Consider the following 14774-nt stretch of genomic DNA (forward strand, 5'->3'; position numbering starts at 1 on the left):
ATCAACGAATGGTAGATCCACATACGGCAATTTTCATCGCCGGCAGCTACCGGGACGCTTCGAGAAGTTCCTCAAGTGCTTGGTTCAACAACGCCGGCAGCAGGTTGACGTCGCTCATCGCATCGCGGTCGGCGTTGATTCCGAAATACAGCGTGCCGTTGTAGGACGTCACACCGATGGCCACCGCCTGATTGTGCAGCAGCGGCGGCACCGCGTACGTCTCCAGCAGTTTGGTGCCGGCGACGTACATCTGCGACTGAGCGCCGGGCGCATTCGTGATCAGCAAATTGAACAAGCGCGCCGAGAAGCTGGTGGCGACCCGGATGCCCATGGCATGCAGGGTGGGAGGCGCAAAGCCCGACAACGTGACGATGGTCCTGGCGTCGACCAGGCGGGAGGCGGACGGATTCGATTCGGTGGCGTGCGCGATCTGCGACAGCCGCACCACGGCGTTTCCCTCGCCCACCGGCAGGTCGACCAGGAACGGGCTGACCTGGCTGATCATCTGGCCCGGGCCAGTCGAGTCGTGTTGACCCTCGGCATAGATCGAAAGCGGCGCCATCGCCCGGATAGTCGCGCTCGACGACACCGCTTCCCCGCGCGACATCAGCCAGTTACCCAAGGCGCCGGTCACGACGGCCAGCACCACATCGTTGATGTCGCAGTCGTAGCGCGCGCGCACCGCGCGGTAGTCCTCGAGTCTCCCGCGGGCGACGGTAAACCGTCGATGGCGCGAAACGGTGGCGTTGAGTGGGCTACTGGGCGCGGTCCCACGCGCGACCGTGCGGGCGATGTCGTAGACCCGGCGACCCACGTTGACCAATTCGCCGTAGTTCGTCGCCAATCCGGCCATCGCGGATCCGACGGCCTGCATCTGCGCGCCAGGCCCTACCACCCAGTCGGTGACCGCCCCGACCAGCAGCCGGGTCGAGCCGGGTTCCCGTTCGGGGATCCAGATGTCTTCGGGAAAGGGCGCCGGCTGCCGCGTCCGGTCGGCGATCACGTGGCCGATCTCCAGCGCGGTCATCCCGTTGATCAGTGCCTGGTGCGACTTGGTGTACAGGGCGACGCGGTTCCCGGCGAGGCCCTCGACCAGGTACATCTCCCACAGCGGCCGCGTCTTGTCCAGCGGCCGTGCGGCCAGCCGGGCAATCAGCTCGTGCAGCTGCTCATCGCTGCCCGGCGACGGCAGCGCCGAGCGCCGCACGTGGTAGGTGATGTCGAAATCGCCGTCGTCGATCCACCCCGGCCTGGCCATGCCGACCCGCACTTCGCGGACCTTCTGGCGGTAACGCGGAATTTGCGGCAGCCGCTGTTCGACGGCGGCTAGCAGTGTCTCGTGGCTCAGCCCGGCGCGCGGACGCTGCAGGATGGACAGCGATCCGACGTACATTGGGGTGGCGCTGTTCTCCAGCCGATAGAAGGAAGCGTCCGATGGGGACAACCGGGTCACCATTGCGGGCCTGGCCTCCTAGGTCAATCCTTCGCGTTCCCCATGCTCTCGCCCACGGTAATCGTCCGCTAGGGCGCAACACGGCGCGGGTACACGCGATGTCGAATTATGCGATGATGATTGGCAATTGAAGATCAATTGTCTGTCACTCTCCTGCAGACTGCTCGTTCATCGACGACTTGGAGAGTGCGTGTCGACTATCAGCCCCGAAAGCCCGCCCGCCCGTGATGCTTTCGCCGTCGTGCCCGTCGTCGAGTACGAACCGCCACCCAGCGTCTCCGGGTGCCAGCAGTCGACCGTGTCGCGCCGAACCGGCGCCACGCCGCGCCGCCCCTATAGCGGGCGAGCGGTCAGGCCAGGCGAGCCGACGGCGGCGGCCCGGTCCGCCGCAATGCGCCAGGCCGCGATCTTCGCCGACGCCGCGCTGCGCCGGGTGCTGGAAGTCATCGACCACCGCCGTCCGGTCACCCAGCTCCGGGGACTGCTGGTACCCGGCCTGGTCGACTCAGTGCTGTCGGTCAGCCACTGTGCGTCCGGACGCCAGGGTGCCGCGGTGCTGCGCAGGATGCGGCTGCAACCCGCCGGGCACCGGGTTCCGGAGAACGCGGCAGAGGTGTTCGGCTCGTACAGCCGCGGGGATCGCAGCCATGCCATCGCCGCGCGGGTGGAGAAGCTGCCGCTTAGCGGCGGTACCCGCTGGCAGGTGGTGGCCCTGCACATCGGTTGAGCGCTAAGCCAGCGATCCGGCTCCCACCCGCGGCGGGCCGCCGGAGAATCGGGCCAGTACCGGACCCAGGATCGCCATCACGAACACGTACGCCGTTGCCAGCGCGGCCACCGTGGGGAGCGCGGTGCCGACCAATCCGATGATGATCAAGGAGAATTCACCCCGCGCGACGAGCGCGGTGCCGGCTCGCAACTGCCCGCGCCAGGCCACGCCGTCGCGCCGGGCGGCGACCATTCCGGTGGCTACCTTCGTCGCAGCGGTGACGACGGCGAGGACCAGTGCCGCCGGAAGCATCGGAAGTAGTTCTTTCGGGTCCACCTGCAGACCGATCGCCACGAAGAAAATCGCGGCGAAAAGGTCACGGAGCGGCCCCAGCACCTTGCGCGCCCGCTTCGCGGTGTCACCGGTCAGGGTGAGCCCGACCAGGAATGCGCCGACGGCCGCCGAGGCGTGCAGCGACTCCGCCAGCGCCGCCACCATCAGCGTGATTCCCAGCACCCGCAGCAGCAGCTGCTCGGAGTCGGCGTGTGCCATCAGCCGGCCCATGTGATGACCCCAGTAATACGACGCGAAGAACGCAGCGAAGAGAGCACCGATCGCGACGACCATTCCGGCTACCGCCTCCAGCCCGGTGCCGCCGGCTGCGAGCACGGCGAACAGCGGCAGGTACGCGGCCATCGCGAAGTCCTCGAGTACCAGCACCGAGAGCACGGCCGGCGTTTCGCGGTTACCCAGCCGGTGCAGGTCCTCGAGCAGGCGCGCGATCACACCCGAGGAGGAGATGTAGGTGACGCCGGCCAGCGCCAGGATCGCGACGCCGTTGAACCCGAGCAGCCATCCCACCACCGCCCCGGGCGTGGCGTTGAGCACCACATCGACGCCGGCCGACGGCAGATGGTGGCGCAAGCTGGCGGCGAATTCGGTCGCGGAGAACTCCAGTCCCAGGGTCAGCAGCAGCAGCACGACGCCCAGCGGTGCGCCCGTCATGATGAAGTCGCCGGCGGCGGCCACCGGCCAGATGCCGCCTTTGCCCAGCGAAAGACCCGCCATCAGGTAGACGGGGATCGGCGACAATGCGAATCGTCGCGAGACGGCGCCCATGATCGCCAGCGCGGCCAGGAGAGCGCCGAGCTGAAACAGCAGCGCCCCCGAAACCTGCACTGGCTCAGCCTTTGTCGATGATCTGCTCGACTGCGGCGATGCCTTCGTCGGTGCCAATGACAATCAAAACGTCGCGCTCCCGCAGCATCTCGGCGGGACCCGGTGAGGCAAGCACGTCTTCGTCGCGCACGATCGCGACGATCGACGCCCCGGTCCGGGTGCGAGCCTGGGTGTCACCCAGAGGCCGGTCGACGAACGGGCTGCCCGGCTCGATGTCCACCTGCCCGGCCTCGAGGCCGGGCACTTCGCGGGTCAGCTCGGTGAATCGCTCGGCAATGCGGGGAGCGCCCAGGATCTGGGCCACGGTATCGGCCTCTTCGTCGGTGAGGTGGAACAGCGGCCGGGCCTGGTCGGGATCATCGGAACCATACAGAACGAAGTCGAAGTCGCCGCCGCGCCGCGCGACGATGCCAATCCGGTCGCCCTGGTGGCTGACGAACTCGTATCGCAGACCGACGCCCGGCAGCAACACCTCCTTGACATCCATATCCGCAACATACCGGGAATGCGCAACGAAAATCCGCACGGATCGCGGCGATACAGACCGATCTCATATGCCCCCGCAAGCGGGTGGCCGCATCTGGAACGGATCGCGACGCTGCTCGAGGGTTAGTGCTGACCCGCGGCCGCATTCGGGTGCCTGCGCGTCCCCGGCACCAGCGCCGGCACCTCGGCGCGGTAGGCACGGTATTGATCGCCGAGTGCCTCGACCAGGTCGTGCTCTTCCAGCCGCAAAGCGATCAGGATGTAACCCGTTGTGGCGACGCTGAACAGCAGGTGCCCGACCGTCATCACCGGTGTCGCCCAGAACCCGATCAGGAAACCCAGCATCAGCGGGTGGCGCACCAACCGGTACAGGTACCTAACACGAAAGTCCAAGTTGCGGTACGGCTTTCCACGCCAGGCCAGGTACACCTGGCGCAGCCCGAACAGGTCGAAGTGGCTGACCATGAAAGACGAGAAGAACACTGTGACCCAACCGAGCCAGAACAACACCCATCCCAACACCCGTGCCGCCGGCAGGCTTACGTCCCAAACGATGCCAGGCAGCATCCGCCACTGCCAGTAGAGCAGCAGCAGCGCCGCACTTGCCAGCGCCACGTAGGTGCTGCGCTCGATCGAGACGGGCACAATCCGGGTCCACAATTTCTTGAACGCGGGCCGTGCCATGACGCTGTGCTGAATTGCGAAGACACCAAGCAGCGCAACGTCGATCAGCACCGCCAGGCCCACCGGCGACGAGAGCGCGTGGTCGACACTGCGTGGCACCCAGATGTTGCCCACGAATCCGATCGCGTACCCGAACGACACCAAGAACAGCAGATAGGCTACTGCGCCATAACAGACCGTCAAATATCGACTCATGGGATCGATTGTCCGCCGAATTCCGGGTAAGGGAATGGGGCGATTGCCTCAATTCCCGTCGAGAGCGGTCATGTGATCGACAACCCCTGTTGTAACGCATACATGCTGGCGCCGATGCGATTTGAGACGCCGATCTTCGCGTACGTTCGCTCGACATGGTTGCGGGCGGTCTTCTCGCTGATCACCAGCGTCGCCGCGATCTCCTTGTTGGACGCCCCGCGAGCGACCAGGCAGAGCACCTCGATCTCGCGTGGGGTGAGCCCGTCCGGCCGCGACTTCGGCCTTTGCGCCGACTGTCCCGCCGCATGCAGCACCGCTTCGACGGCGACGGGGTCGAGGTCACCGGCACGGACCCGCTCGTGCAGCCGCTGCGTCGCCGCGCCGGGTGTTAGCTCGCCTCGGTAGGGTCTTGGCTCGCAACCAGATTGGTAGCAGACCGCCGCTGCCAGGATGCGGTCGGGCAGGCTCAGCGCGGTCCCGGCAAGCCCGCGTGGGTATCCCGAACCGTTCAGGCATTCATGGTGGTTGCCGGCGACTTCCGCCAGCCGCCCGAGGCCGCGGACCTGGTTGAGGATCCGCACGGTGAGATAGGGATGCAGCCGCACCCGCTCGAATTCGCCCGCGGTCAACGACCCCGGTTTGGACCAGATTTGATTCGACACACCGATGCGACCCAAGTCATGGACGTGGCCCGCGCGTCGGGTCAGGGCCGCCGAGCCGTCATCGAGGCCGGCCGCGAGAGCCGCGTCGCCGGCAAGCGCGGCCACCGCACGTGAATGCCCAAGGGTGAATGGGCATTTGAGGTCGACGAAGTCTCCGAACGCAACTAGGAGTGCGTCCAGCGCCTTGTCGTCAAGCCGCTGGCGGCGATCGGGTGCCTCCTGCAATGCGGCCGCCCATGCATCGCCGGGGGCCGGGCCGGCCAAGATCGCCTCGGCAGATTGGACGAACGTGTCGACGACCTTCGGGTCGAACTGGCCGGCCCGGCGGCTGCGAGCCATGGCCACGGCACCCTCGACCCCGTATGCGCGGTGGTGCACCTCGATCATCTCGGCGAGCTGAGCGACCCGCATCTGTATCGGGATGTCGCCGCCGTGCGCGCCGGTGGGCAGCCCGCCACCGTCGTAACGCTCGAAAGCGAACGCCAGCGACGCCTGGACGTCGGGGCCCAGCCCGATTCGATCCGCCAGCAGCGCCGCGGAGGTGCAGTGCGAATGGATCAACCGGGACAACTGGCCGCGCGCGTCGGCGAACAGTGTTGCCATCATGACCAGCCGCTGCGTCAACGGCTGACCGCGACCGATGTTGCCCATCAGGAACCGCCAGTACGGCAGCCCCGACCAGTCCACCAGGTACGAGTCATGCCGCACCGCGATGTCGTCGCCGAACCACCGCGCATATTCATGGGAGTCGGCATGACACCCGATCCACATGATCAACGTCGTGTAGTAGACGCAATCCCGTTGCGCGTCGCTAAGTCCCAGTCGATTAGCGAGCCGGGTCGCGATCATTGCCGAGCGCAACATGTGCTCGGCGGGCTGCCCCAGGCCAAGGTCGATTGCCACCGACAGCGCCGCCAGCAGCTCCGCCCGGCTGGGCGCCTCGCCCGCCGCCGACTCGGTGATGTGCGACGCCATCGGCTCATTGTCCCCTTCAGTTGCGTCCGGGTCAGCAAATCGAAATTGTGCGTTCCACGGCGCGATGGCGGCGCGGGTCGAAAGTGTCCAGACGACCACCCCCGACGACGAAAAACCCGCGTTGCGGGGCCCAGAAGTCGCCCAGGCGGGCTTGCATGCCCAGCGGCTCGACTGGGCCGAGGCCCTCGCCGCGCCACACCGCGCGCGACCGGGTGACGGCCCAGAATCGTTTGGGGGCGATCATGAATCGCTGTCCGTTCGGGGCTCTGCCGGATAGCCGAACCCGCCCGGCGCCCAGCATCGGTCCGGCGACCCGCGACAGAGCGCGCAGGGTCGCCCGGTTGGTCCATGTCCGTTCGGGTAGCCGGGACGCGATCCCGCTGATCAACCGTGTTGACGCGGCGGTCCCGAGATCGAGATGCCATTCGAGCAAGCCCTCAATGCCGACGTACAGCAACCACGGGCTAACCCACGCGACGTCGATGTCGCACTGCACCGCGTGGCTTGGCGTGGCAGAGCTGAAGTAGCGGGAGCAACTGAGCTCTCCGGGGCTTGTCGCGTAAAACGTCCACACCCCGGCGGGGTCGCGATGCCACACCGACCGGTAGCCCGGCGCGAACGACGCCGTGGGTATACAGCGCAGCGCGAGGTAGTGCCCGCTGGCAAAGGGAAGCCCCAAAACTCCGAAGCCGGCGAATCTTTCGTCGTCGCCGGGGGGCAACGCGGGATCATGCAGGACGGCCGAAGCAGCATCGGCGGGAGTGTGCAACGTGGTCATGCAGCGATGTTGCGTGGCGGGGCCACGCCGGCGCATGAGGCTTATGCCTCAAATCAACGGCGAGCTAGCGCTTCTTGACCGACTTCGGCGGCTTGGCGCCCCGGCCTTGTTGGCGTGCGGCAGCGCGGCGCTCGCGCCGGCTGGCGCCGGCAGGCACTCCGGCCGGAGTCTTCTGCGTGCCGCCGCCGTTGCGCTGGACTTCCGCCGAACCGTCTTCTGCCGGACCGGAATACGTCAGAGCAGGCGCATCGTTGTCAATGCCTTTGGCACGCAACGTACTTGCAGCCTGCTCGCGCGGCGCGGTGGGCGCAGCTTCCTCCCGCTGTTCATCGGCAGCGGCCGTCGACGTCCCCAATTCCGCTAGCCCGGACGGGGTTTCCACCGGAGCGACCTGGGGAGAAGGCACCGCCTCCACGGTCACGTTGAACAAGAAGCCGACCGACTCCTCCTTCATGCCGTCGAGCATCGCCATGAACATGTCATAGCCCTCGCGCTGGTATTCGACCAGCGGGTCGCGCTGCGCCATCGCGCGCAGCCCGATGCCCTCCTTGAGGTAGTCCATCTCGTAGAGGTGCTCACGCCACTTGCGGTCGATGACATTCAGCAAGACATTGCGTTCCAGCTGCCGCATCGCACCCTCGCCGGCGATTTCCTCCAGCTCGGCTTCCCTTGTGGCATAAGCCTGTTCGGCGTCTTTAACCAGCGCATCGAACAGCTCGTCACGGGTGAGATCGTCATGCTCGGAGTCGGCGTCTCGACGGGTCAGGCTCTCGTGCGCGATCCCGACCGGGTACAGCGTCTTGAGCGCCGACCACAACGCGTCAAGGTCCCAATCCTCGGCGTAGCCTTCGGCGGTCGCGCCGTCGACATACGCGGTGATCACATCGCGGACCATGTCGAACGCCTGCTCCTGCAGATTCTCGCCTTCGAGAATCCGCCGGCGTTCGGCGTAGATCACCATCCGCTGCTGGTTCATTACCTCGTCGTACTTCAGAACGTTCTTGCGGACCTCGAAGTTCTGCTGCTCGACCTGTGTCTGGGCGCTCTTGATGGCGCGGGTGACCATCTTGGCTTCGATCGGCACATCGTCAGGCAGGTTCAGCCGGGTCAGCAGGGACTCCAGCGCCGCACCGTTGAACCGTCGCATCAGCTCGTCGCCCAGCGACAGATAGAAGCGGGATTCGCCAGGGTCGCCCTGCCGGCCGGAGCGGCCGCGCAACTGGTTGTCGATACGCCGCGACTCGTGACGCTCGGTGCCCAGCACGTACAGGCCGCCGGCTTCGATCACTTCCTCGGCCTCTTTGCTGGCCTCTTCCTTGACCCGGGGCAGCTCCTCGTGCCAGGCCGCGTCGTACTCCTCGGGCGTCTCCACCGGATCGAGGCCCTGCTCACGCAGTCGCTGGTCGGCGAGGAAGTCGACGTTGCCGCCCAGCACGATGTCGGTACCGCGGCCGGCCATGTTGGTGGCGACGGTGATGCCGCCCCGGCGGCCGGCCACCGCGATGATGCCGGCTTCCTGCTCGTGGTACTTCGCATTGAGCACGTTGTGCGGGATGCGGCGCTTGGTGAACTGACGCGACAGGTACTCCGAGCGCTCGACGCTGGTAGTACCGATCAGGACCGGCTGGCCCTTCTCGTAACGTTCCGAAACGTCGTCGACGACCGCGATGTACTTGGCTTCCTCGGTCTTGTAGATCAGGTCGGACTGATCCTCGCGGATCATCTCCTTGTTGGTCGGGATGCCGACCACGCCCAGCTTATAGATCTCGTGCAGCTCGGCGGCCTCGGTCTGGGCGGTACCGGTCATGCCCGCGAGCTTGTCGTAGAGCCGGAAGTAGTTCTGCAGCGTGATCGTGGCCAGCGTCTGGTTCTCGGCCTTGATCTCGACGTGCTCCTTGGCCTCGATGGCCTGGTGCATGCCTTCGTTGTAACGACGGCCGACCAGGACGCGACCGGTGAACTCGTCGACGATCAGCACTTCGCCGTCGCGGACGATGTAGTCCTTGTCGCGGTTGAACAGCTCTTTGGCCTTCAGCGCGTTGTTCAGGTAGCTGACCAGCGGCGAGTTCGCGGCCTCGTAGAGGTTGTCGATGCCGAGCTGGTCCTCGACGAACTCCACCCCGAGCTCGTGCACACCGACAGTGCGCTTACGCAGGTCAACCTCGTAGTGGGTGTCCTTGTCCATCAACGGGGCCAACCGGGCGAACTCGAGGTACCAGTTGGACGCACCGTCGGCGGGCCCGGAAATGATCAGCGGCGTGCGGGCCTCGTCGATCAGGATGGAGTCCACCTCGTCGACGATGGCGAAGGTGTGCCCACGCTGCACCAGGTCGTCCAGCGAGTGCGCCATGTTGTCGCGCAGGTAGTCGAAGCCGAACTCGTTGTTGGTGCCGTAGGTGACGTCGGCGTTGTAGGCCACCCGACGCTCGTCGGGTGTCATGTTGGCCAGGATCACCCCGACCTGCAGACCGAGGAAGCGGTGCACCCGGCCCATCCACTCGCTGTCACGTTTGGCCAGGTAATCGTTGACCGTGACGACGTGCACGCCGTTGCCGGCCAGCGCATTGAGGTAGGCGGGCAACACACAGGTCAGGGTCTTTCCCTCACCGGTCTTCATCTCGGCGACGTTGCCCAGGTGCAGGGCCGCGGCACCCATCACCTGCACGTCGAAGGGGCGCTGGTCCAGCACCCGCCAGGCGGCCTCGCGGGCCACCGCGAACGCCTCGGGCAGCAGGTCATCGAGGACTTCGCCGTCCTCGAGGCGCCTGCGGAACTCGTCGGTCTTGGCTCGCAGCTCGGCGTCGGTGAGTTTTTCGACGTCGTCGGACAAGGTGTTGACATAGTCGGCCACCCGCTTGAGGCGCTTGACCATGCGACCTTCACCGAGGCGCAGCAGCTTTTCCAGCACAGCTATGTCCCCTGTTGGTAGGAGTCGTCTTCGTTAAAGCGACTCCCATGGTAGGGGACGACGCCGTGGTGACCGCCGTAGCGGCGATCGCCAGCGCGGCACCGCCGGGTGCAGCGGGTCGCCGTCCGAGGACCCGTCAGGACAGCCGGATCAGTCCGTAGTCATATGCGTGGCGGCGGTAGACCACCGACGGTCGCTCGCTCTGCTTGTCGTAGAACAAGAAGAAGTCATGTCCGACAAGTTCCATCTCGTAGAGCGCGTCGTCAACCGACATCGGGGTGGCCTGGTGTTCTTTGGTGCGCACCACCCGCCCCGGCTGGTGGTCGTCGTCGCCGGTGTCGTGTTGGTGTGCGTCGGCGGACGCGGTGTTACCGAAAGTCTTCTCGCGCGGTGGGACCACCGCGGTGGCCTCGGCCAGTGACACAGGGGTCTTTTCGCCGTAATGGACCTTGCGGCGATCCTTGCCGCGGCGCAGCCGGCTCTCCAGCCGGACCACCGCGGATTCGAGTGCGGCATAGAAGCTGTCGGCGCACGCCTCGCCACGAACTACCGGCCCACGGCCCCGCGCGGTGATCTCCACGCGCTGACAGGACTTACGTTGGCGACGGTTGCGTTCATGCTTGAGTTCGACGTCGAAGAGGTAGATGGTCTTGTCGAATCGTTCCGCACGGGCGAGTTTCTGCGAGACGTAGATGCGGAAGTGATCGGGAATCTCGACATTGCGGCCTTTGAAGACGACCTCGGCGGTGGCTGTCGGTTCCTGCGCGTCGATGCCTACCGGCGGTTCGTCCAGTAGCTGAGTGGAATCCACGGTGAGTCTTGACATACGTGACAACTCATTTCTCTTTTCACGTCGCACGCGCCTGCGTGCCGGATCATTTGAATGAGCGCCGACGGGGTTAGCGCGGTTGCGGCCGCAGGCAGCCCGCCGGTGCAAGGTGTCGAATGCTCACCCCCTCCGCACTTGGCGTCTCAACCTGGGAAATCACGACCCGTGAGTCGGAACCGGTGAGTCCCGAAGAGTTCTTGAACATTGTCCTCGACGTTAGCTCGTGTTCGCCCTGCCGTGCCACCAATTTGATGAACCCGTAGCGAGTTCTTCACGTCTTCTTGGCTATTTCACTGGTTTACGGCGAGATCGGCGATTCAGGCGACGGCGATCGCCAGCACCGCGGTCACCCGGACCCCGGCGGCGGACAGCACCCGGACCGATTCGCGCGCCGTGGCGCCGGTCGTGACGATGTCGTCAACGAGCAGGACCTCGGTGAGCGGCCGCCGGCCCCGCAGCAGCACCCGGCCCGCGACGTTGCGCTCGCGCTCGGCGGTCCCCAGACCCACCGAGTCACGAGTGAGCGCCCGCATGCGTAGGGCCGACACCACGGCGACGTCCGGGTGCCGGGCCATCGCGAGCGTTGCCAACCGGGTGACGGGATCGCCGCCGCGCCGGCGTGCCACCGAACGCCGGGTCGGCGCGGGCACGATCGTCAACGGCGTTGCGACGATCCCCCAGGCCAGCAACCGATGTACGCCGACTGCCAGCGCTTGGGCCAGCGGCGCGACCAGGTCGCCGCGCCCGTGCTCCTTCATCCCGAGGATCGCCTGACGACGGGCACCGGCGTAGCGCCCGAGCGCGAACACCGGTGCTTGCGCGTCGACTCGCGGACTGACCAGGTGCGGTTCGTCGGGCTTGACGACGAACTCCATGGCGCACGCGCCGCACCAGCGGGTCGACGGAGCCCCGCAGCCGCCGCATTCGGTCGGCAGGATCAAATCAAGCACGCCGCCATTGTCGCCACCGGGGCTGACAGCTGACCCGCTAGTGGTTCGCCTTCTCGATGATGGACTGCAGCATCTTGTGCGTGGACCGGGCGCGATTCGCCGACAAGTCGAACTTCTCGCTGATCGCCTGATAGATCCCGTTGGCGCTCGCGCGCAGCCGCTCGCCTTCACGGGTCAGACCGACGATGACACTGCGCTCGTCGTCGGGGCTACGGGTCCGCCGGAGGAACCCGCGCTTTTCGAGTCGCTTCAGCAACGGGGTCATCGTCCCGTAGTCGAGTTGCAGGAGTTCGACCAGCTCGCCGACGGTCCGGTCGTCCTGCTCCCACAATGCCGCCAGCACAAGGTATTGCGGATACGTCAAGCCAAGAGGCTCGAGCAGCGGGCGGTACGTGGCGGTGATCGCCCGCGATGCCGCGTGCAACGCGAAGCAGACCATGTCGTTGAGCCGTACCTCGTCGGTCTTGGGCGATGGTGCGGCGTTCATAGCTGCACATTCTAGCCAAAGTCACTAGGGATTCGAGTGACTCGTAGCCAAGGCTTCTGCGACGGTGTTCCACGCCACATTGCCTGGTATCCAATCCCCTGGTACGCAGGGTATCTGGTGCACTAGTTACTTTCAGGAGCCCCTGTTGGCCCGGCCGCCGGGGGGCTCACCTTGCCCTACTCGGGCGATGACAAATCTGCGGCGGCATCTACAGCGGCGCTGTCGTGATCGTCGGGGATGTCGATCATCACCTGACCGTCGCGCACCACTACAGGGTAGGTTCTGAGCGCGGTGAGGGCGGGAAGGCACAGCGGACGGCCGTCGCGAATATCGAAGCGCGCCTGGTGAAGTGGGCAGACTACCTGGTAGCCCTCGAGTTCGCCATCCTCGCCCAACGACCACTGTTCGTGACTGCAGGAGTCCTGAGTGGCGTAGAACTCACCTGCAACGCGAAAGATCGCGACATTCCGCGCACCAAGCGCCGGTCGGCCGTCACCATCAGCGAGTTCATCTGTGCTGCAGGCTAATACAAGCATGCTTTGCGCCAATCCTCCGTCTGTACCGCGCCTTCAGAGGATGATGCTGATCTTGCCGTGGGGGTCCAACACGTCGTGATCCAGCGTGGCTTTGCGGCGCTGGATCTTGAAACCTTCAGCGGTAGCGGCCAAGACGTAGTGATATCGACCCACATAGCTCACCTCAACGCCACGCTGTATCCGAAAGACGACGAAATTGGCAGCGACGCTCAGCTCGTCGTCAGTACGAGAAATGATGCGCACGTTGGTGATCAGTCGTCGTGTCCTGGAATGCGGGAACTCGGCGTGCGCGGTCGGCTTTCGTAAGCGGATCACCCTTTGCTCGAGCATCGGGCGTAGATCACGGATCAGCGCAAAGCTTTCCTCGAGCGCCTCGTCGGGGCGGTCGGTTGCCGGCACCTCATACACACAGTCCATCGTGAACAGATCCAGCCACTCCCCCAAGCGCCATTCGTCGAGCAGCGCTGCTTCGTGATACAGGAAGTCCTCGACATCTGCGCGGGAGACCAGCGCAAGCGCCACGCTGGTCATCGCACACCGCTTGCCGCGGATCGCTGCTCTACGCCGAGGTAGGAGGTGTCATACCGCGGCCCTTCGGGGCGTGCGGGTTGACCGGTTAGCGCGGTATTCCACTGCCGCCAAAAGGCTCGCATCTGCAATTCGTCGACGACGGTGGGCTCAGCGGCGCCCATTCCCCGCGAAACATCGGACCACTGAACCTCTTTCACCGCAGAGAATCCGCGCTGACACTGCTCGAGTCCTTCGACATCGTCCGGAGTCGCCAGGCCCGCAGGCCCCCAGAAACTCATTGCGTTGTCTAAGCGGTAGGACAACACATCGGCGGGTACATCGGCGGGAATCAATTGCCAGCCGGTGATTTCGGTTCGGTCGGACGCAGTGGGGAACATGGTGCGCACCTGGATGCCGAAGTTTAGGTCGATCACGGCCATGTTCGGAAACACGATCAGGTTTCGGCTGGTATTGAGCATCCGCTTCGTGTGAGATTCGCCCAGCCGGGCGACAAAATCGGCGCGTCGTTGCGAGATGGCGGACAGAATCTTCTCGGACGCGATCGGCATGCCGAGTTCGGGGCCTTCGATCACGGCGTGGCCATTCCCCAGCGACACCGCCCGGCCGTTGCCCTGTTCGGCCGCCAATCCCGGGGTGACCCCCATGCTGAGCATCATTTCGAAATATGTCTGGTGAACACTGAACGCGTGATAGCCGTCGCAACTGTTTTCCATCAGGAGCTTCCAGTTGGCGTTCATCGAATAATAGTGGGTCCCCGACACGATCTGCATACCGGCCAAAGACTGGTCTGCCACCAGATCGAACACGTAACGCGCGTCGGCAAGATAGGTCTGCAGCTCGGGAGCGTCCGGGCCATAGGTGACGAACGTAAAACCACGGTAACTTTCGCAACGGGGGCGGCACAGTCCATGGTCCGCCTTGCGAAAGCCCGCACTGTAGGCATCGTCGCCGGGCACGCTGATCAGTGCACCGGTGTCGTCGTAGGCCCACCCGTGGTAGAAGCAGGTGAAGACCTTCCGGTTGCCCCGAGGTTCGCGACACACTTCGGCGCCGCGATGTCGACAGGTGTTGAGCATGACGCGGATCTGACCGTGTCGGTCGCGGCTGTAGATTACCTCCCTGCCCCCAACCCTGCGGGTCTGAAAATCGTTGGGATGAGGCACTTCTGACTCATGTCCGACATAAAGCCAGCAGCGATTGAAGATCCGATCCTGTTCGAGCTCAACTATCTCCGGGGAGGTGAATACTGAACGATGAACCCGAAATATTCCTTCGCAGAAATCATCGATCACCAAGGGATCGGTTGTGCCGAATGCCGTCTGGTGAACATCAGGGCTGCGCATAATATTCTTCTTTCCGTCACGCAGGATGGCCGCCGGGTGACCGACATCCACACCACGTGTTTAGGGATT

At 65.1% G+C, this 14774-nt stretch carries 14 protein-coding genes; 1 reads left to right on the top strand and 13 read right to left on the bottom strand.

Annotated elements, in window-relative coordinates:
- Positions 1–46: 46 nt before the first annotated feature.
- Positions 47–1456 carry a WS/DGAT/MGAT family O-acyltransferase gene (locus DB708_RS27425; protein ID WP_108921186.1) on the bottom strand — a complete coding sequence of 470 codons (1410 nt, stop codon included), beginning with the start codon at positions 1454–1456 and terminating at the stop codon, positions 47–49.
- Positions 1457–1694: 238 nt separating this feature from the next.
- Here DB708_RS27425 and DB708_RS06740 point away from each other — a divergent pair, with 238 nt between their 5' ends.
- A complete protein-coding gene (locus DB708_RS06740; RefSeq protein ID WP_108921324.1) occupies positions 1695–2180 on the top strand; it encodes an Rv3235 family protein in 486 nt (161 codons plus the stop codon).
- Positions 2181–2183: 3 nt separating this feature from the next.
- On the opposite strand, the gene DB708_RS06745 is transcribed toward DB708_RS06740, so the two are convergent.
- The 12 genes from DB708_RS06745 to DB708_RS06800 form a co-directional block, all read right to left on the bottom strand.
- A complete protein-coding gene (locus DB708_RS06745; protein ID WP_108921187.1) occupies positions 2184–3341 on the bottom strand; it encodes a cation:proton antiporter in 1158 nt (385 codons plus the stop codon).
- A gap of 4 nt (positions 3342–3345) precedes the next feature.
- A complete protein-coding gene (locus DB708_RS06750) occupies positions 3346–3828 on the bottom strand; it encodes a cation:proton antiporter regulatory subunit (RefSeq protein WP_108921188.1) in 483 nt (160 codons plus the stop codon).
- Positions 3829–3950: 122 nt separating this feature from the next.
- On the bottom strand, positions 3951–4706 hold the full coding sequence (gene mddA, locus DB708_RS06755) for a methanethiol S-methyltransferase (RefSeq protein ID WP_108921189.1): 756 nt from the start codon (positions 4704–4706) through the stop codon (positions 3951–3953).
- A 68-nt stretch (positions 4707–4774) separates the two neighbouring features.
- On the bottom strand, positions 4775–6343 hold the full coding sequence (locus DB708_RS06760) for an HD domain-containing phosphohydrolase (RefSeq protein ID WP_108921190.1): 1569 nt from the start codon (positions 6341–6343) through the stop codon (positions 4775–4777).
- Positions 6344–6374: 31 nt separating this feature from the next.
- The gene (locus DB708_RS06765; protein ID WP_108921191.1) at positions 6375–7121 is read right to left on the bottom strand and encodes a hypothetical protein; all 747 of its coding nucleotides are present in this window, start codon (positions 7119–7121) and stop codon (positions 6375–6377) included.
- A 64-nt stretch (positions 7122–7185) separates the two neighbouring features.
- The gene (gene secA, locus DB708_RS06770; protein ID WP_108921192.1) at positions 7186–10029 is read right to left on the bottom strand and encodes a preprotein translocase subunit SecA; all 2844 of its coding nucleotides are present in this window, start codon (positions 10027–10029) and stop codon (positions 7186–7188) included.
- Between the two features lie 136 nt (positions 10030–10165).
- Positions 10166–10840 (bottom strand): ribosome hibernation-promoting factor, HPF/YfiA family, encoded by a 675-nt coding sequence (gene hpf / locus DB708_RS06775; protein ID WP_409347566.1) that lies wholly within the window; start codon positions 10838–10840, stop codon positions 10166–10168.
- Positions 10841–11175: 335 nt separating this feature from the next.
- Positions 11176–11808, bottom strand: coding sequence for a ComF family protein (locus DB708_RS06780; protein WP_108921194.1), 633 nt, complete (start codon positions 11806–11808; stop codon positions 11176–11178).
- Positions 11809–11845: 37 nt separating this feature from the next.
- Positions 11846–12295: a MarR family winged helix-turn-helix transcriptional regulator gene (locus tag DB708_RS06785; RefSeq protein WP_108921195.1), complete on the bottom strand. Its 450-nt coding sequence runs from the start codon at positions 12293–12295 to the stop codon at positions 11846–11848.
- Positions 12296–12471: 176 nt separating this feature from the next.
- Entirely contained in the window at positions 12472–12843 is a 372-nt protein-coding gene (locus DB708_RS06790) for a non-heme iron oxygenase ferredoxin subunit (RefSeq protein ID WP_235616662.1), read from the bottom strand.
- Positions 12844–12864: 21 nt separating this feature from the next.
- Entirely contained in the window at positions 12865–13362 is a 498-nt protein-coding gene (locus tag DB708_RS06795) for an aromatic-ring-hydroxylating dioxygenase subunit beta (protein WP_108921197.1), read from the bottom strand.
- Positions 13359–14756, bottom strand: coding sequence for an aromatic ring-hydroxylating oxygenase subunit alpha (locus DB708_RS06800; protein ID WP_235616663.1), 1398 nt, complete (start codon positions 14754–14756; stop codon positions 13359–13361). Before DB708_RS06800 ends, DB708_RS06795 begins: the two co-directional genes overlap by 4 nt.
- Positions 14757–14774 lie beyond the last annotated feature (18 nt).

Origin of the sequence: Mycobacterium montefiorense (assembly GCF_003112775.1) — a bacterium.
Lineage (GTDB): Bacteria > Actinomycetota > Actinomycetes > Mycobacteriales > Mycobacteriaceae > Mycobacterium > Mycobacterium montefiorense.

Coding starts and splice junctions, on each gene's coding strand:
- DB708_RS27425 (WP_108921186.1), bottom strand. CDS start 1,456: ATGGTGACCCGGTTGTCCCCATCGGACGCTTCCTTCTATCGGCTGGAG.
- DB708_RS06750 (WP_108921188.1), bottom strand. CDS start 3,828: ATGGATGTCAAGGAGGTGTTGCTGCCGGGCGTCGGTCTGCGATACGAG.
- mddA (WP_108921189.1), bottom strand. CDS start 4,706: ATGAGTCGATATTTGACGGTCTGTTATGGCGCAGTAGCCTATCTGCTG.
- DB708_RS06760 (WP_108921190.1), bottom strand. CDS start 6,343: ATGGCGTCGCACATCACCGAGTCGGCGGCGGGCGAGGCGCCCAGCCGG.
- DB708_RS06765 (WP_108921191.1), bottom strand. CDS start 7,121: ATGACCACGTTGCACACTCCCGCCGATGCTGCTTCGGCCGTCCTGCAT.
- DB708_RS06785 (WP_108921195.1), bottom strand. CDS start 12,295: ATGAACGCCGCACCATCGCCCAAGACCGACGAGGTACGGCTCAACGAC.
- DB708_RS06795 (WP_108921197.1), bottom strand. CDS start 13,362: ATGACCAGCGTGGCGCTTGCGCTGGTCTCCCGCGCAGATGTCGAGGAC.